The organism is Actinoplanes sp. NPDC024001, from assembly GCF_040638955.1.
Lineage (GTDB): Bacteria > Actinomycetota > Actinomycetes > Mycobacteriales > Micromonosporaceae > Actinoplanes.
The window spans coordinates 35,271-56,339 of the sequence record NZ_JBEZZB010000021.1 but is presented as its reverse complement, the minus strand read 5'-3'; the positions used below and the strand labels follow the sequence as shown (position 1 = coordinate 56,339).

18 protein-coding genes and 1 riboswitch are annotated in these 21,069 nt (G+C 71.5%); of the genes, 8 read left to right on the top strand and 10 right to left on the bottom strand.

Annotation, left to right across the window (positions count from 1 at the left end; genetic code table 11):
• The first annotated feature begins 61 nt into the window (after positions 1-61).
• Positions 62-198, top strand: a riboswitch (SAM riboswitch).
• 11 nt (positions 199-209) lie between these two features.
• The gene (thrC, locus tag AB0F81_RS11100; protein ID WP_360194522.1) at positions 210-1,493 is read left to right on the top strand and encodes a threonine synthase; all 1,284 of its coding nucleotides are present in this window, start codon (positions 210-212) and stop codon (positions 1,491-1,493) included.
• Positions 1,494-1,703: 210 nt separating this feature from the next.
• On the opposite strand, the gene AB0F81_RS11095 is transcribed toward thrC, so the two are convergent.
• Both AB0F81_RS11095 and AB0F81_RS11090 read right to left on the bottom strand, forming a co-directional pair.
• Positions 1,704-2,141 (bottom strand): hypothetical protein, encoded by a 438-nt coding sequence (locus AB0F81_RS11095; protein ID WP_360194519.1) that lies wholly within the window; start codon positions 2,139-2,141, stop codon positions 1,704-1,706.
• Positions 2,141-2,644, bottom strand: a complete 504-nt coding sequence (locus tag AB0F81_RS11090; RefSeq protein WP_360194516.1) for a GNAT family N-acetyltransferase — start codon at positions 2,642-2,644, stop codon at positions 2,141-2,143. Before AB0F81_RS11090 ends, AB0F81_RS11095 begins: the two co-directional genes overlap by 1 nt.
• 82 nt (positions 2,645-2,726) lie before the next feature.
• Between AB0F81_RS11090 and AB0F81_RS11085 the strand changes: the two genes are divergently transcribed.
• Both AB0F81_RS11085 and groL read left to right on the top strand, forming a co-directional pair.
• Entirely contained in the window at positions 2,727-3,398 is a 672-nt protein-coding gene (locus AB0F81_RS11085; RefSeq protein ID WP_360194513.1) for a hypothetical protein, read from the top strand.
• 300 nt (positions 3,399-3,698) lie between these two features.
• On the top strand, positions 3,699-5,321 hold the full coding sequence (groL, locus tag AB0F81_RS11080) for a chaperonin GroEL (RefSeq protein WP_360194510.1): 1,623 nt from the start codon (positions 3,699-3,701) through the stop codon (positions 5,319-5,321).
• A gap of 56 nt (positions 5,322-5,377) precedes the next feature.
• Here groL and AB0F81_RS11075 read toward each other — a convergent pair whose 3' ends face one another.
• Positions 5,378-9,994 carry an Ig-like domain-containing protein gene (locus tag AB0F81_RS11075; protein ID WP_360194508.1) on the bottom strand — a complete coding sequence of 1,539 codons (4,617 nt, stop codon included), beginning with the start codon at positions 9,992-9,994 and terminating at the stop codon, positions 5,378-5,380.
• Positions 9,995-10,152: 158 nt separating this feature from the next.
• Between AB0F81_RS11075 and AB0F81_RS11070 the strand changes: the two genes are divergently transcribed.
• Positions 10,153-11,952 (top strand): glycerol-3-phosphate dehydrogenase/oxidase, encoded by a 1,800-nt coding sequence (locus tag AB0F81_RS11070; protein WP_360194505.1) that lies wholly within the window; start codon positions 10,153-10,155, stop codon positions 11,950-11,952.
• Positions 11,953-11,959: 7 nt separating this feature from the next.
• Positions 11,960-12,244, top strand: a complete 285-nt coding sequence (locus AB0F81_RS11065) for a DUF4031 domain-containing protein (RefSeq protein ID WP_360194502.1) — start codon at positions 11,960-11,962, stop codon at positions 12,242-12,244.
• Here the strand turns inward: AB0F81_RS11065 and AB0F81_RS11060 are convergent.
• Positions 12,216-12,854 (bottom strand): metal-dependent phosphohydrolase, encoded by a 639-nt coding sequence (locus AB0F81_RS11060; protein WP_360194499.1) that lies wholly within the window; start codon positions 12,852-12,854, stop codon positions 12,216-12,218. The genes AB0F81_RS11065 and AB0F81_RS11060 overlap by 29 nt on opposite strands.
• A 29-nt stretch (positions 12,855-12,883) precedes the next feature.
• On the opposite strand from AB0F81_RS11060, the gene AB0F81_RS11055 reads away from it, so the two are divergent.
• Entirely contained in the window at positions 12,884-14,023 is a 1,140-nt protein-coding gene (locus tag AB0F81_RS11055; RefSeq protein ID WP_360194496.1) for an FUSC family protein, read from the top strand.
• A gap of 58 nt (positions 14,024-14,081) precedes the next feature.
• Positions 14,082-15,734 carry a PrsW family glutamic-type intramembrane protease gene (locus tag AB0F81_RS11050; RefSeq protein ID WP_360194493.1) on the top strand — a complete coding sequence of 551 codons (1,653 nt, stop codon included), beginning with the start codon at positions 14,082-14,084 and terminating at the stop codon, positions 15,732-15,734.
• 16 nt (positions 15,735-15,750) lie between these two features.
• Here the strand turns inward: AB0F81_RS11050 and AB0F81_RS11045 are convergent, their stop codons facing one another.
• Positions 15,751-16,047, bottom strand: a complete 297-nt coding sequence (locus AB0F81_RS11045) for a co-chaperone GroES (protein WP_360194610.1) — start codon at positions 16,045-16,047, stop codon at positions 15,751-15,753.
• Between the two features lie 172 nt (positions 16,048-16,219).
• Here AB0F81_RS11045 and AB0F81_RS11040 point away from each other — a divergent pair, with 172 nt between their 5' ends.
• Positions 16,220-17,479, top strand: coding sequence for an AI-2E family transporter (locus AB0F81_RS11040; RefSeq protein WP_360194490.1), 1,260 nt, complete (start codon positions 16,220-16,222; stop codon positions 17,477-17,479).
• A gap of 46 nt (positions 17,480-17,525) precedes the next feature.
• Here AB0F81_RS11040 and AB0F81_RS11035 read toward each other — a convergent pair whose 3' ends face one another.
• From AB0F81_RS11035 to AB0F81_RS11015, 5 genes are all read right to left on the bottom strand, one after another.
• A complete protein-coding gene (locus AB0F81_RS11035; RefSeq protein ID WP_360194487.1) occupies positions 17,526-17,861 on the bottom strand; it encodes a DUF1416 domain-containing protein in 336 nt (111 codons plus the stop codon).
• A gap of 2 nt (positions 17,862-17,863) precedes the next feature.
• Complete coding sequence (locus AB0F81_RS11030; protein ID WP_360194484.1) at positions 17,864-18,712, bottom strand: sulfurtransferase; 849 nt, start codon at positions 18,710-18,712, stop codon at positions 17,864-17,866.
• Between the two features lie 184 nt (positions 18,713-18,896).
• A complete protein-coding gene (locus AB0F81_RS11025) occupies positions 18,897-18,974 on the bottom strand; it encodes an Ms5788A family Cys-rich leader peptide (RefSeq protein WP_316248150.1) in 78 nt (25 codons plus the stop codon).
• A gap of 65 nt (positions 18,975-19,039) precedes the next feature.
• The gene (locus AB0F81_RS11020) at positions 19,040-19,822 is read right to left on the bottom strand and encodes a DUF2993 domain-containing protein (RefSeq protein WP_360194481.1); all 783 of its coding nucleotides are present in this window, start codon (positions 19,820-19,822) and stop codon (positions 19,040-19,042) included.
• 97 nt (positions 19,823-19,919) lie between these two features.
• Positions 19,920-20,924: a hypothetical protein gene (locus AB0F81_RS11015; RefSeq protein ID WP_360194478.1), complete on the bottom strand. Its 1,005-nt coding sequence runs from the start codon at positions 20,922-20,924 to the stop codon at positions 19,920-19,922.
• Positions 20,925-21,069 lie beyond the last annotated feature (145 nt).

Below are 21,069 nucleotides of genomic sequence, written 5' to 3'. Positions count from 1 at the left end.
CCTCGGGAATCCCGGATTGCGCCGACGGCATCTCGACGTAAGGTGTGGGAAACAACTGAATACCTCATCCAGAGGGGCTGAGGGATACGGCCCGTTGACGCCCCGGCAACCACCACGCATGTCTCGATGGCGAGGCCGCGCGTGGCAGGTGCTAATTCCGTCCCCGTTCGGCAGGTCGCCGGCGGGGAAAGATGAGAGGGAAGGCCTCGATGACGTCTACCGTCAACGCACCCGCTGCTACCACCACCTCGCCCGCCCGCGGCCTCATCTGCCGTGCCTGCGGCGCGGAGTACCCGCTCGCCGCCCAGCACGCCTGTTACGAGTGTTTCGGCCCGCTCGAGGTCGCCTACGACGAGGCGGCGCTCGCGCGGGTGACCCGGGCCGACATCGAGGCGGGCCCGCAGAACATCTGGCGTTACGCGGCGCTGCTCCCCGCCGGGCAGGACCCGGCCGCCCGGGTGACCCTCGACCCCGGTCTGACCCCGCTGGTCAGCGCCCCGGCCCTGGCCGAGCGGATCGGCCTGCGGGCCCCGCTCTGGGTCAAGGACGACTCGGCCAACCCCACCCACTCGTTCAAGGACCGGGTCGTCTCGGTGGCCCTGACCGCGGCGAAGGAGCTGGGTTTCAAGCGGTTCTCCTGCGCCTCCACCGGCAACCTGGCCAACTCGGTGGCCGCGCACGCCGCCCGGGCCGGGGTGCCGAGCATCGTCTTCATCCCGGCCGACCTCGAGCCGGGCAAGATCATCACCACCGCGGTCTACGGCGGTGACCTGGTCGCCATCCAGGGCTCCTACGACGACGTGAACCGGCTCTGCAGCGAGCTGGTCGAGACCGACGAGTTCGAGGACACCGCGTTCGTCAACGTGAACGTCCGGCCGTTCTACGCCGAGGGCTCCAAGACCCTGGGCTACGAGGTGGCCGAGCAGCTGGGCTGGCGCATCCCGGCCCAGGTGGTCATCCCGATGGCCTCCGGTGAGCTGCTCACCAAGGTGGACAAGGCGTTCTCCGAGCTGGTCGAGATCGGACTGGTCGAGGCTCCCGAGGGCGGCTGGACCGTCTTCGGGGCGCAGTCGGCCGGCTGCAACCCGATCGCCACCGCGCTGCACAACGACACCGACGTGATCACCCCGGTGAAGCCGACCGGCATCGCCAAGTCGCTCAACATCGGCGACCCCGCCGCCGGGCCGTACGCGATCGAGGCCGTCAAGCGGACCGGCGGCTGGATGGACTACGCCGACGACGACGAGATCCGCGAGGGCATCCGGCTGCTCGCCGAGACCACCGGCATCTTCGCCGAGACCGCCGGCGGCACCACGGTGGCCGTGCTGAAGAAGCTGGTCGCCAGCGGCAAGCTGGACCCGTCGAAGGAGACGGTCGTCTACAACACCGGCGAGGGTCTGAAGACGATCGACGCGGTCGCCGGCCAGGTTGGACCGACTCGCACGATCAAGCCGTCGCTGCGCGGCGCCCGTGAGGCCGGCCTGCTGGGATAGCTCTGCGTAACCGGCTCTCAGCCGGTTGTCGAAGATTCCCTCCTCGGAGGACTTGCACACCGATCTCCGGGTGGGCAAGATGCATGACGCGGGAGGACGCGACGCCGTACGAGGCCCCTCACCTGAGCTTGGCGACAATCTCCGAGGGACCCAACGACCCAGTGCTGACCCATGCGGAGGCACTGTGCGTCCGTCCTCCCGACCAAATTCCTACCGCCGCTTCAGGCGGGCAATCCATGGCCTCAGCGGCAGATCCTCGGGATAGCCGCCGTCCTTCAGGCCGGCGTGCCGCTCGAAGAAGTTGCGCACGCCGTAAGACCTGGTCAGCGAGATCGACCAGCCGCAGGCGAGCCAGTACGCGGGCCAGAAGAGCGGGCCCAGCACGGCGTACTGATTGGCGTGGCGGCTCTCGTGGGCCAGCAGGGCGGCCCGCTCCTCGGCCAGCAGCCACTCCGCGGTGCGCCGGGTGAGGATCACCGACCCGACCGTGAAGCACGAGTTCGGCGGCACCCGCAGCCGGTAACCCTCGGCGATCAGGATGCCGTCCCGGCCGCGCCGCACCCGCGCCCCGCTCAGCAGTGCGAGCAGCAGCCCCGCGCCGGTGGTCCCGTTGATCGCGGTCAGCACGGAGCGGGTGCGGTGGCGCATCAGATCCGCCGTCTCATCTGCAGCTCGGCGAGCGCCGGCACGGTCGGGTGCGGCAGCCGGACGCCGGTGTCGGCGAAGCCGAGCTTCTCGTATGCCCGGACGGCCCGGTCGTTGCCGACCACCACCTCCAGCATCAGCTCGTGCCGCCCGGCCGCGGCCGACCAGTCGGCGACCGCGTCGACCAGCTGGGCCAGCACCTTGCCACCCCGGTACGCCGGTGTCAGGTACACCGCGAAGACGACCGTGCAGGCCGGCTCGTCGGGCAGGACGGTGCCGCCGGCGTGACCGATCAGCGGCCCGCCCGGGTCGGCGATGAACTGCGCCGTGTCCGGCCCGGTGGCCGACTGCCGGATGCGTTGCCGGTAGCTCTCGTGGGGCCGGGCCGCCGCCTGAGCCAGAGTCTCCAGGAAGGCGAGAGGGCTGTCCGCGAGCATCTCGAGGCGTAGCGCGCGCATCCGCCCGGCGTCCTCCGGGGTGACCCGGCGTACGTCCCAGTTGTCCATGCGTAATCCCTACCGCCGCCGCACCCGGTCGGCAACCGGGTTGTCGCGAAGCCGTGCGGCGGGCCTACGGCATGATTCGACCATGACTGATGCGGTCCACGGGCTTTCCGGTGTCCGGCTGCTGCGGACGCGACCGTGGGCGCTCACCGCGACGGTTCTGCTGTCCGTGGCGCTGTCGATGGCATACAACTGGGCGTGGCTGCACGTGCTCCCGGGTGCCTCACCGTTCGGCATGCTGGGCCTGCGGCTGGCGCTCGCATCCCTCAACGTGCTCCTGATGGTCGTGCCCCTGGTCGTGGTCGCCGCGTTGTCGGGGCGGCGGGTGACCGTGGGCCGGGCGTTGGTGGTGTGGGTTGCCGCCGCGCTGCTCAGGCTCGCCAGCAACGTGGTGTTCGAAGGCATCTCGGTGGCCGCTTCGCGCGGCGGGTACGAGTCCCTGACGCAGCTCGACTACCTCGCCGACGGTCTCGCGATCATCGTTCTGGTGAGTCTCGGTGTGCTGGCCCGGCGGCTGCTGCCGCTGCCCGTTCGTCCGGTGATCGGTGGCCGCGACGCGCTGGTGCTCATCGTGGCTTCGTTCGCCGTGCTGCTGGTGCCGCTGCCGCAGATCCACGACGAGGTGCGTCTGTGGGTGAGCGGGGCGCTGTGGGGCTTGCTCGTCGCCGGCTGGTCGGTTGCGGCGCTCGTCACCTCGGATCCGAGGACGTCCGAACCGGCCGGTGCCCCCGCTGACCTGGGCTTTCAAGATCGTTAGGGGAAATCGGGGTCGCCCGGCGGGTTTCGCGGGAAGATGGGGTTTCTTGCACTCGCCACCGGGGAGTGCTAAACAAGTGATTGGCACTCGCGCCTGCTGAGTGCCAACAGGTCGGGACGGTGGGGTTCCGGTCACGGCGCTGCCATCAGTGCCGGGGCACGGAGCCGGTCGTCGCGGGCTATCCGGCTCGGCCTGAGGACGTCACATCGCCAGGTGGTGACGTCCACAGACGTTCCTCAACGTGCGGAGAGCGGGGCCGAAGAGGCCCGGCACCGCGGATGTCCGGGAGGACAACGCCGTATGGCCAAGATCATCGCATTCGACGAGGAGGCTCGTCGGGGCCTCGAGCGGGGCATGAACCAGCTCGCCGACGCGGTCAAGGTGACCCTCGGCCCCAAGGGCCGCAACGTGGTTCTCGAGAAGAAGTGGGGCGCCCCCACGATCACCAACGATGGTGTATCCATCGCCAAGGAGATCGAGCTCGAGGACTCGTACGAGAAGATCGGCGCTGAGCTGGTCAAGGAGGTCGCCAAGAAGACCGACGACGTCGCCGGTGACGGCACGACGACGGCGACCGTTCTCGCTCAGGCCCTGGTCCGTGAGGGCCTGCGCAACGTCGCCGCGGGCGCGAACCCGATGGCCCTGAAGCGGGGCATCGAGGCTGCGGTTGCGAGCGTCTCCGAGGGCCTCTCGCAGCTCGCCAAGGACGTGGAGACCAAGGAGCAGATCGCCTCCACCGCCTCCATCTCCGCCGGTGACTCCACGGTTGGCGAGATCATCGCCGAGGCCATGGACAAGGTCGGCAAGGAAGGCGTCATCACCGTCGAGGAGAGCAACACCTTCGGCCTCGAGCTCGAGCTCACCGAGGGTATGCGCTTCGACAAGGGCTACATCTCGGCGTACTTCATGACCGACGCCGAGCGCATGGAAGCCGTCTTCGACGACCCCTACATCCTGATCGCGAACAGCAAGATCTCCGCGGTCAAGGACCTGCTGCCGGTCCTCGAGAAGGTCATGCAGTCGGGCAAGCCGCTGATCATCATCGCCGAGGACGTCGAGGGCGAGGCCCTGGCGACCCTGGTGGTGAACAAGGTCCGTGGCACCTTCAAGTCCGTCGCCGTCAAGGCCCCGGGCTTCGGTGACCGCCGCAAGGCCATGCTGGAGGACATCGCCATCCTGACCGGTGGCGCCGTCATCAGCGAAGAGGTCGGCCTCAAGCTGGACGCCGCTGACCTGTCCCTGCTGGGCCAGGCCCGCAAGGTCGTCATCACCAAGGACGAGACCACCATCGTCGACGGTGCCGGCAACGCCGAGCAGATCCAGGGCCGGGTCAACCAGATCCGCGCCGAGATCGAGCGCTCGGACTCCGACTACGACCGTGAGAAGCTGCAGGAGCGCCTGGCCAAGCTGGCCGGCGGTGTTGCGGTCATCAAGGTCGGCGCGGCCACCGAGGTCGAGCTCAAGGAGCGCAAGCACCGCATCGAGGACGCCGTTCGCAACGCGAAGGCGGCCGTCGAGGAGGGCATCGTCCCCGGTGGTGGCGTGGCGCTGGTCCAGGCCGGCAAGACCGCGTTCGACAAGCTGGACCTCTCCGGCGACGAGGCCACCGGTGCCAACATCGTCAAGGTCGCGCTCGACGCCCCGCTGCGTCAGATCGCCGTGAACGCCGGCCTCGAGGGCGGCGTCGTGGTGGAGAAGGTGCGCAACCTGGAGTCGGGCCACGGCCTGAACGCCGCGAACGGTGAGTACGTGGACCTGCTGGCCGCGGGCATCATCGACCCGGCCAAGGTGACCCGCTCGGCGCTGCAGAACGCCGCGTCGATCGCCGCGCTGTTCCTCACCACCGAGGCCGTCGTGGCCGACAAGCCCGAGAAGACCCCGGCTCCGGCCGGTGCCCCGGGCGGCGGTGACATGGACTTCTGAGTCCATCAGTAACACCTCGGATCGGGCGGGCCGCTCTCAGCGGCCCGCCCGTTCTGTCATTTCCGGGGCCGTCCGAGCCAGTAGAGGACCGTGCCGGTGACGGTCAGCAGCGCGCCGGCCTGGGCAGCGACCACCAGGCCACCGGTGATGGGCAGCGGCTCGCTCGGGGCCGGACTGGGCGTGGGGGCCGGAGTCTCAGCCGGGGTCGTGACCGGAGCCGACGGCGGCGTGGGCGAAGCGGACGCAGCCGGGGAGTTGGGCGCCGCGGAAGCGGGAGCGGACGACGTGGGTACGGGCGCCGCGGAGGTAGGAGCAGACGTGGGAGCGGACGTGGGCGCCGCAGCGGCCACGGTGATCGTGATGCGTGCCTCGGCCACGCCGCCGAACCCGTCGGTCACCCGGTAGCGGAAGGCGTCCTCGCCGGTCCACCCGGCCTGCGGCGTGTACCGGATCTGCCCGGCCGCGGCCACGCTCGCCGTGCCGTCCCCGGGGCTGAGCAGCACCGCCGAGCCGTGCTCCGGCTGATCCACCGACACCACGGTCAGCGTCTGGCCCGGGTTGACGTCGGCGTCGTTGCCGAGCACGTCGATGTCGACGCCACCGGCGGTGGTCGCGGTGACCTGATCCGGGAGCGCCACCGGCGGCGCGTTCGCCACACTGACCGTGACCTGCCCGGTCGCGAGGTTCCCGTTCGCGTCGCGCAGGACGTAGGTGAACGTGTCCAGCCCCATGTAGCCGAGGTCCGGCGTGTAGGTGACCGTCCCGTCCGGGTTGATCCGCACGGTGCCGTGTGCGGGCGGATGCACCGTGACGACGGTCAGCGGATCCGCCTCCGGGTCGGTGTCGTTGCCGGTGAGCGGGACGACGACCGAGGTCGCCGAGTCGGTGGTCACCGAGTCGTTGCCCGGCACCGGCGCCGCGTTCAGGGTGATCCGCACCGTGCCGGTGTCGCTGCGCCCCAGGTCGTCGGCGACCACGTAGGTGAAGGTGTCCGTGCCGGTCGCGGTCAGCGTGGAGCGGTAGGTGACCAGGTCGCCCGGGCCGACGACGACGGTGCCCTGACCGGCCGGTCCGGCCGCCGAGACGCCGATCACCTGACCGGTGTTCGGGTCGTGATCGTTGGCGAGCACGTCGAGGCCGATGTCGGTGCCGGTCGGCACCACGAAGGTGTCGTCCACGGCGACCGGGGCGGCGTCCCGTACGGTCACCGTGATGATCGCCGAAGCCCCCAGCCCACCCGGATCCGTGATCGCATAGGTGATCACGTCGGTGCCGTAGAAGCCGGCCACCGGCGTGTAGGTGAGGGTGTCGTCCGAGTTGCGGGTGACCGTGCCGTGCCCGGCCGCGGAGATCCCGGCCAGCGTGAGGCCGTCACCGTTCGGGTCGGTGTCGTTGCCGAGCACGTCGAAGGTGACCGCCGTGCCGGTGTCGGTGGTGACCGAGTCCGGCCGGGCCACCGGCGCCGAGTTGACCACGCCGATCGTCACGGTCGTGGTGGAGCTGCCCAGCCCGTCGCTGAGCTGGTAGTCGAACGCGTCCGCCCCCTGGTAGCCGGCGGCCGGCGTGTAGGTGATCATGCGACCCGGCCCGAGCGTCACGGTGCCGTGCGCGGGACCGTTGCCGGTGGTGACGGTCAGCGCCTGGCCGTTCGGATCGTCGTCGTCGTTGGCCAGCACGTCGATCGCGAGCGGCACGCCCGCGGTGACGGTGACCGCGTCCGGCCGGGCCACCGGCAGCCCGTTGGCGACGGTCACCGTGATCCGCCCGACGTCGGTGCCGCCGTGCCCGTCGTCGATCGCGTAGTCGAACTGGTCGGTGCCGGAGAAGCCGGGGCCGGGGGTGTACCGGACCTTTCCGTCGGGGCGGACCGTGGCCGTACCCGAGGCCGGGGTGGTCGCGCCGCTGACCCTCAGCGTGTCGGTGAGGTTGGCGTCGGTCGCCGAGGCCAGCACGGCGACGTCGGCGAACTGGCCGTACCCGGTGCTGACGGCGTGGTCGGCGGCCACCGGGACGGCGTTGCCGACGGTCACCGTGACGGTGGCGGTCGAGGTGAGCTGCCCGAGGTCGGCAATCGTGTACGAGAACGTCGCGATCCCGGAGAAGTGGTCCGGCGGCCGGTACTCGATCCGGCCGCCCACGATGGCCGTGGTGCCCGTTCCCGCACCGGGCTGCCCCACCGAGTCGACGGCGATCGCGTCGAAGACGCCGTTCGGGTCCGAGTCGTTCGCCAGCACGTTGATCAGGACATCGGTGTGGTACGGCGTGCTCGCCGCGTCGTCGGCCGCCGCCGGGGCGGAGTTCGCCACGTCCACGTGCGCGGTGCCCACCGACTGCCCGCCCCGGCTGTCCCGGACCGTGTAGGTGAAGCTCGCCCGCCCGGTGAAGGACCCGCTCGGCGTGTAGGTGACCACCCCGCCCACCAGCGTGACCGCGCCCGCCCCGCTCTGCGGCTGACCGACCGCGACCACGGTGAGGGGATCACCGTTCAGATCGGTGTCGTTCGCCAGCACGGCGAGCGTGATCGGGGCGGTCGGGGCGGTGCCGGCCTCGTCGTCCACCGCGGCCGGCAGCGCGTTCGCGGTCGTCACGGTGACCGTGGCGGTGTCGCTGCCGCCGTACCCGTCGTCGACGGCGTACTGGAACGTGTCGGCGCCGGCCCAGGTCACCCGGGGGGTGTAGGTGACCGTCCCGTTCGCCGCCACGACGGCGGCGCCGTTGCCGGGCGCGGAGGTGATCCGGACCGCGAGGCTGCCGGCCGGGTCGTCCGGGTCGGTGTCGTTCGCCCGTACGTCGATCGCGACCGCCGTGTTGTGCGTGGTGGACGCGCTGTCCGCGGCCGCCTGCGGCCGGGAGTTCACCCGCAGCACGGCGGTGGCGGCGTTGTTCCCGCTCCCCGGGTCGGATCCGTCGCCGCGGACGGTCAGGGCGGCCGCCGGGTTCGCTGCCGCGCTCGCGTCCGCGGTCGCCGGTACCGAGACGTTCGCCTGGTGGTTCGCCAGCAGCGGCCCGAGCCCGCAGGTGACCACCTGACCGGCCGCCGTGCAGCCGGCCGGCAGTGCGCCGGCGGTGACGCCGTTCGGCAGGGTCAGCTCGGCCCGCGCCGCCGGATCCGCGTCCGGGCCGAGGTTCGTGACGGTCGCGGTGTAGGTCACCGCGTTCGGGGCGGCGGCGCGCTGGACTGAGACCGGTGTGACCGTCGCGGAGGCGGACAGGTCGGCGGACGCCTGCAGGACCGGGGAGGCCGCGGTGCCGCCGCCGCCGGAGATGCCGACACCGGTGGTGCGCCCGGTGTAGCTGACGTTGAGCACGTTGGAGACCGCGTACCCGGCCGGCGCGCCCGGGTCGACCCGCACCCGGAAGGTGACGTCCGTGCTGCCCAGGTACGGGATGCTGCCCAGCCGGTAGACGACCGTGCCGGCACTGGCCTGCCCACCGTCCGCGTCCGCCGCGTCGGTGACCGGCACACCCTGCACGACCAGCGAGTTCGGCACGTACGTGGTGTAGATCGGGACCGCGTCGGTGACTGTCACCCCGTCCGCGATGTCCTTGCCGTCGTTGCGCACCGTGATCCGGTACTCCAGGTCGTCGCCGCGCTCCAGCTGCCCGCCGTCCAGGTCGCTGGAGGACTTGCTGGTGACGATCCGGGGCGCGTAGAGATCCACGGCGAAGGTGAGCACCCCCGGGTAGTACGCGTCCCCGCCGGTCGACAGGGTGAGGGTGGCCGTGCTCGCGTTGTTCCCCAGCATCCCGGTCGCGTCGAAGGTGTCGATGTCCACGCCGAAGAGGTTCCGGTGGTTCGGGTTGCGGCCGCCGACTCCCGTCCCGAGGTCACTGACCGTGCTGTTGAACGTGTTGTTCGCCGGGTTGGCCGGGTCGCTCAGGGCCTGGCCGTTCAGCCGCAGCCCGTCGCCGGTGGTGCCCAGGTCGCCCTCGTAGACCACGGCACCGACCTGGGCGTCGACGGTGCCGCTGAGCGGTGTCTTGAGCCCGGTCACCGGGATGGTCGCGGTGCTGGTGCCGGAGATCGAACCGAAGCCGTCGTAGACCCGCAGGCTGCGCAGCGCCTCCGAGAGGTTCTGGTAGGCGATCACCAGCGTCCACCCGGCGTACCGGTCGGCGCCCTGACCGGCCTGGATGTCGGCCACCCCGTACACCCCGTTGCCGGCTGCGGCCACCAGCGAGGTGACGTCGGCGAAGCCCTGGTAGGCGCCGGCCGGGCTGATCGCGTACACATCGCTGGCGACGACTTGGTTCCAGGCCGGGCCGGCCGGCGTACGGAACCGGACCTGGTTCTTCAGCGACGCGTTCGGCGCTGCCGTGCCCAGGACGCCGCCGATCAGGCCGCCGGCGCTCGGATCGGCCCCCCAGTAGAGCCCGGCGAAGAGCACGGTGCTGCCGGCCGGCATGGTCACCGTCGAGGTGCTGTCGTTGAACGTGGCCGGGTCGCCGTCCGCGTCGGTGTAGACCATCGGATAGCCGTTGTCGTTCAGCTCCTGGGTGAAGGTCGAGCCCGAGCCGGTCCGGGCCGCCGTGCAGTTCAGCAGGATGTAGAGCGGCGGGCAGGTCATGTTGGCGTTGCCGCGGAGCAGGATCGAGCCGTTCGCGTTCGTCTCGAAGCGGGTGGTGAAGGGCGTCGTGATGGCCGCTTCGACCCGGCCGGGCGGAAACGCCATCAACGCCACAGCCAGAACCAGGAAAAGGATTCCGGCACACCGTCGGTGCACGCCCTCACGCTAGGAACTAACGGCGTCCCGGGGGCAAGAATCGGAAACGGTGGATCGCCGATGATTCAGCCGCCGGGGTGAACGGTGGAAGCGCTAACGTGGGACGGGTGCGTGATCCCTCCGTCTCCCGCTATTCGGCCGGCCGTCTCTCTCCCATCCGGCGCACCGCTGATCTGCGGCGACTCCGTGACGAACAGTTCGACGTCCTCGTCATCGGCGGTGGTGTCACCGGCACCGGCGCCGCGGTCGACGCGGCCTCCCGTGGCCTGAAGGTCGCCCTGGTCGAGGCGCGTGACTTCGCCGCCGGCACGTCCAGCCGGTCCAGCAAGCTGATCCACGGCGGCCTGCGCTACCTGGAGCAGCTGGAGCTGCACCTGGTGCACGAGGCGCTGACCGAGCGCGGGCTGCTCGCCACCAAGCTCGCCCCGCACCTGGTCCGGCCGGTGCCGATCCTGGTTCCGCTGCCCAGCGCGAGCCCGGCGGCGCGGGTCTGGCAGCGGGGCTACTACGGGCTCGGCGTGGCGGCCTACGACGCCTTCGCCGGCGTGTTCGGCGGCGGCCGGGGGATGCCGCTGCACCGGCACCTGAGCCGCGACGGCGCCCGGCACCTCTTCCCCAGCCTGCGGGCCGACAAGATCACCGGCGCGATCCGGTACTACGACGGCCAGATGGACGACGCCCGGCTCGTGGTGAACCTGGCCCGGACCGCGGCCAGCCTGGGCGCCGCCATGGTCACCAGCGCCCGGGTCACCGGCTTCCTGCGAGAGGCGCGCGAGGTGGTCGGCGTGCGGGTCCGGGACCTGGAGGCGCCGGGCAGTGAGGAGTTCGAGGTCCGCGCCAAGACCGTGGTCGCGGCCACCGGCGTGTGGAGCGACGACATGTCGCAGATGCTGCGCGACGTGGGCGTGCGCCCCGGCTTCCGGGTCCGCGCCTCCAAGGGCGTGCACCTGGTGGTGCCGCGCTCATCGATCACCGGCGAGGCCGGCCTGATCCTGCGGACCGCCACGTCGGTGCTCTTCGTGCTGCCGTGGGGCGGGCACTGGATCATCGGCACCACCGACACCGACTGGCAGCTCGACCGCTCCCACCCGGCCGCCTCCGCACGCGACATCCGTTACCTGCTCGATCAGGTCAACACCGTGCTGGACCGGCCGCTCACCACCGACGACATCGAGGGTGTCTACGCCGGGCTGCGCCCGCTGCTCTCCGGCGAGGCCGACTCGACCTCCAAGCTCTCCCGCGAGCACGCCGTGGTGGAGCCGATGCTCGGCCTGCTGCTGGTGGCCGGCGGCAAGTACACGACGTACCGGGTGATGGCCGCCGACGTCATCGACCAGGCGGTGCGCCGGCTCGGCGGTCCGGTGCGGCCGTCGCGCACCGACGAGCTGCCGCTCCTCGGCGCGGACGGCTACGCCGCCGCGTGGCGCGACCGGCACGACCTGGCCCGGCGGCACGGCGTCACCGCCGGCGTGGTCGAGCACCTGCTGGAGAGGTACGGAACGCTCACCGTCCACCTGCTGGCGATGATGGCCGCCGACCCCACGCTGGCCACCCCGCTCGCCGGCGCCCCGGAATACCTGGCCGCCGAGGTCGCCTACGCGGCGCTCGCCGAGGGGGCACTGCACCTCGACGACGTGCTGACCCGGCGGACCCGCATCTCGATCGAGACCGCGCACCGCGGCGCGGAGACGGCCGCCCACGCGGCCGACGTGATGGGCGCCGCGCTGGGCTGGGACGCCACCGTGCGGGAGAAGGAGATCGAGCACTACCTGGCCCGGGTGACGGCCGAACGGCAGTCGCAGACCATGCCGGACGACGCGACCGCCGACGCCGCCCGGCTCGGTGTCCCCGACGTGCGGGGCCTGGCCGCCGACCGGCAGGTCGAGCTGCTCCGGATCGACCTCTGACCGGCCGGTGATCCTCGTCGACGAACCGCTCTGGCCAGGTCGCGGCTGCCTCTGGTCGCACCTGGTCAGCGACGTGTCGTACGAGGAGTTGCACGCCTTCGCGGAGATGCTCGGCTCGCCCCGGCGGGCCTTCGACCGGGACCACTACGACATCCCGGAGTTCCGCTTCCACAGCGCGCTCTGGCTGGGTGCGACCCTGCTGCCGTCGCGGGAGCTGGCAGCCCGGCTCCGCTCGTCCGGGCTGCGCCGCCCCAAACATCTGGCTAGGCGAGGGACTCCAGCTCGGCCTTGAGGTTGGCCTGGGCGCGGGCCTCCCACTCGTCGCGGATCGGTTCCAGCCGGTAGATCGACGGCAGTTTGAGCAGCTCCTGGAGCACCCGGGTGCGGCCGGCCCGGAAGGCGTCGTCCGGCACGTGTGCGTACTCGCGGCGGATCGCGTCGGTGTAGCGGGCGTAGCGCTCCTCGTCGGCGGCGAGGATGGCCAGATCGGCGTCGCAGAGCAGCTCGCCGTCCGGGTCGTTCTCCTCGGTCGCGTGTCCCGCGGTCAGGCCGACGAGCCGGGCCACCTCGGCGGCGACCTCCGGCGGGGTGCCCAGGCTCTGCAGCAGCCCCTCCGCGAACTCGGCGCTGTCCCGCTCGTTGCTGTCGCCCAGCGCGCGCGGGTCGTAGACCGCGTCGTGCATCCAGGCGGCCAGCCGCACCCGGTCGGGGTTCGGGGCGAGCTCGGCGAAGCGGTCCACCACGTCGAGCACCGCCGCGAGATGCGTCACGTCGTGGTAGTGGCGTTGCGGCTCGGTCCAGCGGCCGACCAGGTAGTTGGCGGCGGCGTCGAGGTCCGCGTCGGACGTGGTGGCGCCGGCGCCCCGCGCCGCCGCCCGGAAACGCTCGGGCAAAGATGTCACCTCAGCATCCTGGCACGTAGGTTGAGGCCATGATCGGCGACAACCGGTTCATCGCCGCGCTGACCCGGGCCCGGGCCGGGCTGATGCTGGCGGTGCAGGCCGGGCTCGCCGCCGGCCTGGCCTGGTTCCTGGCGCACGACCTGTTCGGCCGCCCGATGCCGTTCTTCGCGCCGATCGCCGCGGTGATCGCCCTCGGCTCCTCGGTCGGCCAGCGGATGCGGCGCACCGCGGAACTGGTGATCGGGGTGGCCGTCGGTATTGGCATCGGCGACCTGATCATCCTGCTGATCGGCGCCGGGCCGGTGCAGATCGGCCTGATCGTGCTCCTCGCCGTGCTGGTGGCGACCGCGGTCGGCGGCGGCGCGCCGCTGATCGTGCAGTCCGCCTCGTCGGCGGTGCTGGTGGCGACCCTGACCACCACCACCGAACAGCCGTGGACCCGGTTCTTCGACGCGCTGGTCGGCGGCGGGGTGGCCCTGGCGGTGATGACCCTGCTCCTGCCGATCAACCCGCTCACCGTGGTGAAACGGGCCGCCGACCCGGCGCTGCGCGCGTTCACCGCCGGCCTGCACGAGGCCTCCCTGGGCCTGGCCGAGGGCGATCCGGACGTGATCCAGGCGGCGCTGGACCGGCTGCGGGAGGCGGAGGGCACGTTCGCCGCGTTCACCGCCGCGATCGAGGCGGCCCGGGAGAACGTCGCCTTCGCCCCGGCCCGCTGGCGCGCCCGCGGCGCCCTGGCCCAGTACGTCGAGGGCGCTCCCCAGATCACCTACGCGTTGCGCAACGTCCGGGTGATGATCCGCAGGGCACAGACCGCGCTGAACGACCGGGAGCGCGTCCCGGAGGTGCTGCCCGCCTCGGTGCGGCATCTCGGTGACGCGGTCGACCTGCTGCGCGACGAGTGGGCGCAGGGCGCCGACCCGATCGCGGCACGGGAGCGGGCGCTGCGGGCGGCGGCCGAGTCGGGACGCGCCTACCAGGACGGGGTCGGCTACTCCGGCGGCGTGGTGGTGGCGCAGATCCGGACCGCGGTCGCCGACCTGCTGCGGGCCACCGGGGTGGAGTACGCGGAGGCGACCCGCCAGGTGCGGGAGGCGGTGGGCTGGCACGGGCGGGCGCACGGCGCACGGAACCGGATCGGCCGGCCGCGCCCCGGCGCGCCGTCGTGATCTGTTCCGCAGCTCCTCGGACACGTCCCGCGAGAGTCCGGTGACTAGGCTGGCGGACATGGCCGACGTCTCGCCGGCCGGGTCGTCGGACCCGGCTGCCCACCCGCAAACGGTCAATCCCGGCGCCGAGCCGCCCAGCTCCGCGCCACCCAGCTCCGTGCCACCCGCCTCCGCGCCGGTCCCCGGTTCCGGTGGGACCCAGGTGTGGCCGGACACCGTGGCGCCCGATTCGGTCCCGCCGTACCCGGTGGCCAACGACGCCTCGGTGGCGCCGATCCCCGGCCGGCGCATCGGCTGGCGGCGCTGGCTGCCGATCGCCGCGGTGATCACCCTGATCGCCGCCGCCGCGATCGGCATGCTGATCTTCCTGGGCTACAGCATCGGCATCACCGGCCTGGCGATCGGCCTGACCGCGGCGATCCTGCCGGTGCCGCTGCTGGCGAGCGCCTTCGCCTGGCTGGACCGCTACGAGCCGGAGCCGGTGAAATACCTGGTCTTCTGCTTCGCCTGGGGCGCGGCGGTGGCGACCGCGGTGGCCCTGGTGGTCAACACCCTCGCGGCGGAGCTGTTCGACGAGATCGGCCTGCCGGAAGCGCTGGTGGCCGTCCTGGTCGCACCCTTCATCGAGGAGTCGATGAAGTTCATCGGCCCGCTGCTGCTCTTCTGGCGCCGCCGCGCGGAGTGGTCCGGCATCACCGACGGCATCGTCTACTGCGGTCTCTCCGCGCTCGGGTTCGCCATGGTGGAGAACGTGCTCTACCTCGGCGGCCACGGCTACGCGGCGGGCGCCGACGAGTACGGTCCGGCCACCGGCCTGCAGAACGTCTTCCTGATCTTCATCGTGCGGATCCTGTTCACCGGTTTCGCGCACCCGCTCTTCACCTCGATGGCCGGCATCGGCCTGGGCATCGCGGCACGCTCCGCCGACCGGACCGTGCGGTGGCTGGCCCCGGTGGCCGGCCTGCTCGGCGCGATGATCCTGCACGGCCTGTTCAACCTGCTGCCGACGCTGACCGCCGCCACCGGCGAGATGCTGATCATGCTGTACGGCTACCTAGGCTTCATGGTGCCGTTCTTCTTCGCCGTGGTCGGTTTCGCCATCGCGCTGCGCAGCTGGGAGGGCCGGCTGGCCGAGCGGGTCCTGCACCATTACGTGTCGACCGGCTGGTTCGCGCCGCCCGAGGTGGCCTCGCTGGCGAGTCTGGGCCGGCGGCACTCGGCCCGGCAGTGGGCCAAGCGGGTCGCCGGGCCGGCCGGGCACCGGGCCATGCGCAACTTCCAGTTCGCCTCGACCCGGCTGGCGCTGCTGCGCGACGGCATGCAGCGTGGCCTGGAGCGGCATCCGCAGCAGCTGGAGCGGGCCCGGGCCGAGGAGCAGGAGCTGCTGGCCGCGGTCACCGGTTACCGGTCGGTCTTCGCCGGGCGGGATCCGCAGACCCCGCCGGCCTGGTGGGACGGGCACACCTACCGGATCACCTTCCCGGACGGGGTGGTGCGCACGGTGGCGCCGCCGCCCGAGCCGGTCATGCCGGTGCCGATGCGTTTCGCTCCGCCGCCGGTCTACCCGGCATACGGCGGCTACCCCGGACATCCCGGCTACCCGGGCCATCCCGGTTACCCCGGTCATCCGATGAGCCCGCCGCCGTTCCCGCCGGTGCCCGGAGGCGGTCATCCCGGCCACTCACCCTGGCAGCCGCCGCCGCAGCAGTGAGCCCGAGCGCGCTTCCTCAGAGGTAGAGGCCGGTTCCGTCCGGGTCGACCCGGGTGGCCGCGACCGCGTGCACGTCCCGCTCGCGCAGCAGGACGTACTCCTTGCCGTGCAGTTCGACCTCGGAGCGGTCGTCGGGGTCGAACAGGACCCGGTCGCCGACCACGATCGATCGGACGTTCGGGCCCACCCCCACCGCGGTCGCCCAGGACAGGCGCCGTCCCATCGACGCGGTGGCGGGAATCACGATGCCCGCGGTGGATCGGCGTTCCCCCTCGCCACCGTCCTGACGGACGAGGACGCGGTCGTGCAGCATCCGGATCGGCAATCCGGCGTCGGTACGGGCTTCGGCACTCACAAACGCAGACGGTACGCCGGTGACCAACACCGCTGTACGTGTGGTCCGGGTGCGGGTTGGGGAAGGCGATTCGGGCACACGGGCACTACCGTGATGAGCGCGTATCGCGAGCTGTCGAGGGGGTAGGCGGTTGAACCGCTTCCAGCGGGTCAGGGACAACCTGAAGAAGGCCTACGACACCGGGCGGGAGTCGGTGCGGATCGCCCGTGTCGACGCCCCGGCACCAGAGCCGGAGGAGGACGTCTTCGTCCCACCCGCGCCCGAGCCGGAGATCGTGCACCATTCGACGAGCAGCAAGGACGACGCCGACGTACCGCAGCCGTTGCGGATCGCCGCCGCCTGGAGCTGGCGGCTGATCGTGGTCGGCGTGATCGGCTGGGCGCTGCTGCGGGTGATCGGCCTGGTCAGCGTGGTGATCATCCCGCTGGCGATCGCGTTGCTGCTCTCCGCACTGCTCGGCCCGGCGGTCGGCTGGCTGCTCCGGCTGCACGTGCCCCGCTCGTTCGCCACGTTCCTGGTGCTGATCGGCGGCCTGGCCGCGGTGGCCGGCACGTTGACGCTGGTGGTGAACCAGTTCATCGACGGCGTGCCGGAACTGACCCGGAACGCCAGCGCCGGTGTCCGGCAGATCCAGGAGTGGGCCCGGACCGGGCCGCTGCATCTCTCCGACGACCAGGTCGATCAGGCGATCGACTCGGCCCAGGAGTGGGTGGACGCCAACACCTCGCAGCTCACCTCGACCGGCATCGCCACCGCGGCCACCCTGGCCGAGGTGCTCACCGGTCTGGTGCTGGTGCTCTTCGCGACCTTCTTCTTCCTGCGGGACGGGCGCCAGATCTGGCGGTTCATCGTCCGGCTGTTCCCGGTGAACGCGCGCTGGTCACTGGCCGACGCCGGGGACGCCTCGTGGGCGACGCTCGGCTCATACGTGCGGGCGACCGTGCTGGTGGCGTTCATCGACGCGGTCGGCATCGGCCTGGCGCTGGTGATCCTGGACGTGCCGTTCGCGTTCCCGCTGGCGGCGCTGGTCTTCCTCGGCGCGTTCATCCCGATCGTGGGCGCCAGCATCTCCGGCGCGGTGGCCGTCCTGGTCGCCCTGGTGGATCAGGGCTGGGTGGTCGCGCTGATCACGCTGGGCGCGGTGATCCTGGTGCAGCAGCTGGAAGGACACGTGCTCCAGCCGCTGATCATGGGCCGGGCGGTCGCCATCCACCCGCTCGCGGTCATCATCGGCATCGCCTGCGGCGTGGTGGTGGCCGGCATCATCGGCGCCCTGGTCGCGGTGCCGATCATCGCGGTGTTCAACACCGCGATCCGGCGGCTGTCCCGGCGCCGTCCGGAGATCCCGCCGGACGCGGTGGTGGTCACGGCCGGCGGCGGAAAGGACTGAGGGCGGGACCCGTCCGGGTCCCGCCCTCACAACAGAGCGTGAGCGATCAGGCGGTCGCGACGTTCAGCGCGACCTCGTTCACCCCGCGAGTGGCGTCCACCGCGAGCTCACCGTTGCCGAAGCGGCTGAGAGCCCGCACGGTCCAGGAGCCGGGCGCCGCGAAGAAGCGGAAGACGCCCTCCGGGGAGGAGACGACCTCGGCGGTGAACTCGCCGGAGCCGTCGAGCAGGCGCACGTACGCCCCGCCGACCGGCTCACCCTCGGCGGTCCGCACGATGCCGGTGATGACCGTCTCCTTCTCCAGGTCCACGCTACTGGGGAGGGGCGCGGACTGGTCGGGAGCAGCGCAGCCGGCTGCGACGTTGGCAGCGGGAGAAGTCATGATCACGCCTTTCCGGGTTCGTCGCCGAGCGCGATCGGCACGCCGATGAGCGAGCCGTACTCGGTCCACGAGCCGTCGTAGTTCTTCACGTTCTCCTGACCGAGCAGCTCCTTCAGCACGAACCAGGTGTGCGAGGAGCGCTCGCCGATCCGGCAGTAGGCGATGGTGTCCTTGCTGCCGTCCAGCCCGGCCTCGCCGTAGATCTTGGCGAGTTCCTCGTCCGACTTGAAGGTGCCGTCCTCGTTGGCCGCCTTGCTCCACGGCACGCTGATCGCGGTCGGGATGTGCCCGGCCCGCTGCGACTGCTCCTGCGGGAGGTGGGCGGGCGCGAGCAGGCGGCCGGCGAACTCGTCGGGGCTGCGCACGTCGACCAGGTTCTTCACGCCGATGGCCTCGACGACCTCGTCGCGGAAGGCGCGGATCGACTTGTCCTGCGGCTGGGCCACGTAGTCGGTCTTCGCCCGCACCGGCACGTCCTTGGTGTAGGGACGGGCGTCGAGCTCCCACTTCTTGCGGCCGCCGTCGAGCAGCTTCACGTCGCCGTGGCCGTAGAGCTTGAAGTACCAGTACGCGTACGCCGCGAACCAGTTGTTGTTGCCGCCGTAGAGGATCACGGTGTCGTCGTTGGCGATGCCGCGCTCGGAGAGCAGCGCGGCGAACTGCTCCTGGTTGACGAAGTCCCGCCGGACCGGGTCCTGCAGGTCCTTCTTCCAGTCGATCTTGATGGCGCCCGGAATGTGGCCGCCGTCGTAGGCAGTGGTGTCCTCGTCGACCTCGACGAAGACCAGGCCCGGGGTGTCCAGGTTCTGCTCGGCCCACTCGGCCGAGACGAGTGCGGTGTCGCGACTCATCGGTTCACTCCCTGTGGAAGGTGGGTGGAGGGAGAGTCAGCGCACGGAAGTGTTTCTCAGTCGCACTCCGCGCGGGACCCATTGGTAGTGGGGATCACGGGCTGCTGTGCGACGGCGCCACTGCCGGGCAGAGATATGCCGCGGGCTCAAGGGAGAGTTAGGTGCTCAGCACCGAGTGGCCCCGTCAGTTGACAGGGCGACACAGGCACGCGGCCACGCGGCACAGGTCGACCGCGCGCCTCTTCGTGAGCAACAGGCTCATGGGAAGCGACACTACCAGCGAGCCCAGAGCCCGGAACAGGACCGACCACCATCCGGGAACGTGACCTACGCGGAAAGATTGACGTTCTGTGCTCCGGCGGTCACCCGCAGCCCCTCCGGCAGCACCTGGACCTCGCGCAACGCCAGGTTCATCGGCAGCTCGGGAACGGCCAGGTCGAAGGCGAGATTGCGGGCGAACTGGCGGACCGCGCCCTGCACGAGCGGGTTGTTCGGCAGGCTCGGCGCGCTCACGTCGGCGAACCGGACCCGCACCGTGCCGTCCGCGACGGTCAGCTCGGCCGTGCCGGTCAACTCGATCGGATCCTGGCCCTGCAGCGTCAGCGGCGCCGAGCCGACCAGCTTGCCGTCCTTCTCGCTGAGCTTCACGCCCTCCCGGCCGACCAGGCCGGCGAGCTGGTTGTAATCGACGGTGCCGGTGCCGGTCACCGATCCGGCGACCACGTCACCCTGCCCGCTGCGCAGGGTGTCCAGCGGCGCCTGGACGTCCTTGGCGCGGATGTCCAGCAGCGGCATCCGGACGGTCTCGCCGGTGCCGGTCGGGGCGGCGAAGTCCGGCAGCTCGATGCGGATCTCCTGGTAGTCCCCGGCGAGCACCTGGGTCAGGAACGGCACGCCGGCGATGGTGACGTCGGGTTCGCCGCTGGTGGAATCCTGGTTGGCCACCTCCTGGCGGACCCGGTCGGCCAGGACCCGCTCGGCGTACGACGCGCCGAAACGGTCCAGCGCGAACAGGCCGGCGAGCAGCAGGAGCAGCAGGACCAGGACGACGGTCAGCAGCGCGCGGCCACGGCGGCGACGTGGACGTTCCGATTCGTACACCTCGGCCACTGAACCTCCCCGGTCTGCCCAACTGTCTGGGGAACGTACATGCCCGCGCGGTGGGTTCACCGAAACGGTGGACCCGGGTCCCGGCCCGCAGGGTCTGCTAAGTGAGGTACCAGTGCGTCAGCGCGTAGGCCGCGGCGGCGGTCAGCGCGAACCCGCCCAGCGGCCCCTGCATGTGCCGGGCCAGCCAGAAGGTCGGCGCCTGGCCGGCCAGCCGGCGGCCCGCCTCGCCGAAGTTGACCGCCAGGTCGACCAGGTTCGCCGCGACCGCGGCGACCAGGCCCAGCACCGCGCCCTTGGCCGGGGTGAACGGCAGCACCAGGTAACTGCCGAGCATGGCGGAGACCAGCGTGCCGAGCATGGCGCCGAGCACGATGCCGGCGGCGCCGCGCGGCACCTGCGCCGCGATCCGCGGCTTCGGGAAGACCGCGTCGGTCAGGCGGGCGACCAGCAGCGCCACCCCGGCGCCGGTGCAGCAGACCAGGATCGCCTGCGCGCCGAGCGGCTGGCGGGTGAGCAGGAGCAGGATCGCGTACGCCGCCGCGCCGAGCACGATGAGCAGTGTGGTGCGCCAGACGTCCTTGGCCCGGTGCCGGTCATCGGCGCGGATCACCTGGCCGATCAGCACCGCCACGAAGCCGCCGAGGGCCACCCAGACCAGCGGCAGGAACTTCGGCGGCGTGCCGGTGACCGCCAGGTAGTCGGCGACCAGGGCGGTGACCGCGACCAGCGCGGCGGTCGCGCCGGCGGCCGGCGGGTGCAGCGCCATGGTCCAGGCGAGCAGGGCGAGCAACTGCACTCCGAAGAGCACGATCGCGTACGACAGGCGCGCGCCCGGCCCGGTCGTCTGTGCCCCGACGGCCACCGCGATGGCGAGCAGCGCGCTGAACCCGGCGATGGCGATCGAGAGTTTGGGGCGGACCGGGACGACCTCGATCTCCTCGAACTCCTCCTCGTCCTCGGGATCGTCGGAGGCCGGGTGGCCGTCCTCCTCTTCCGGGACAGCGCCGTAGAAACCGGCCTTGGGTCGGCCCGGGTTCATCCGTGCGACCTGCTGGGAGGCTTCGGCGTCCCAGGGATCGTCCTGCGGCATGGAGGGGAACACGACTGCGATCGTGCCAGACCCGTGACCGTCGTCCCAATCCTCGGGCTGCACCATTTCCGGAGCGTCGTCCGCGTCGGATGAACGGGTTGTTACGAATCGGCCGTTCAGCCACCTTCCCGGCGTTCTCTACATCACTTGCGGGTGC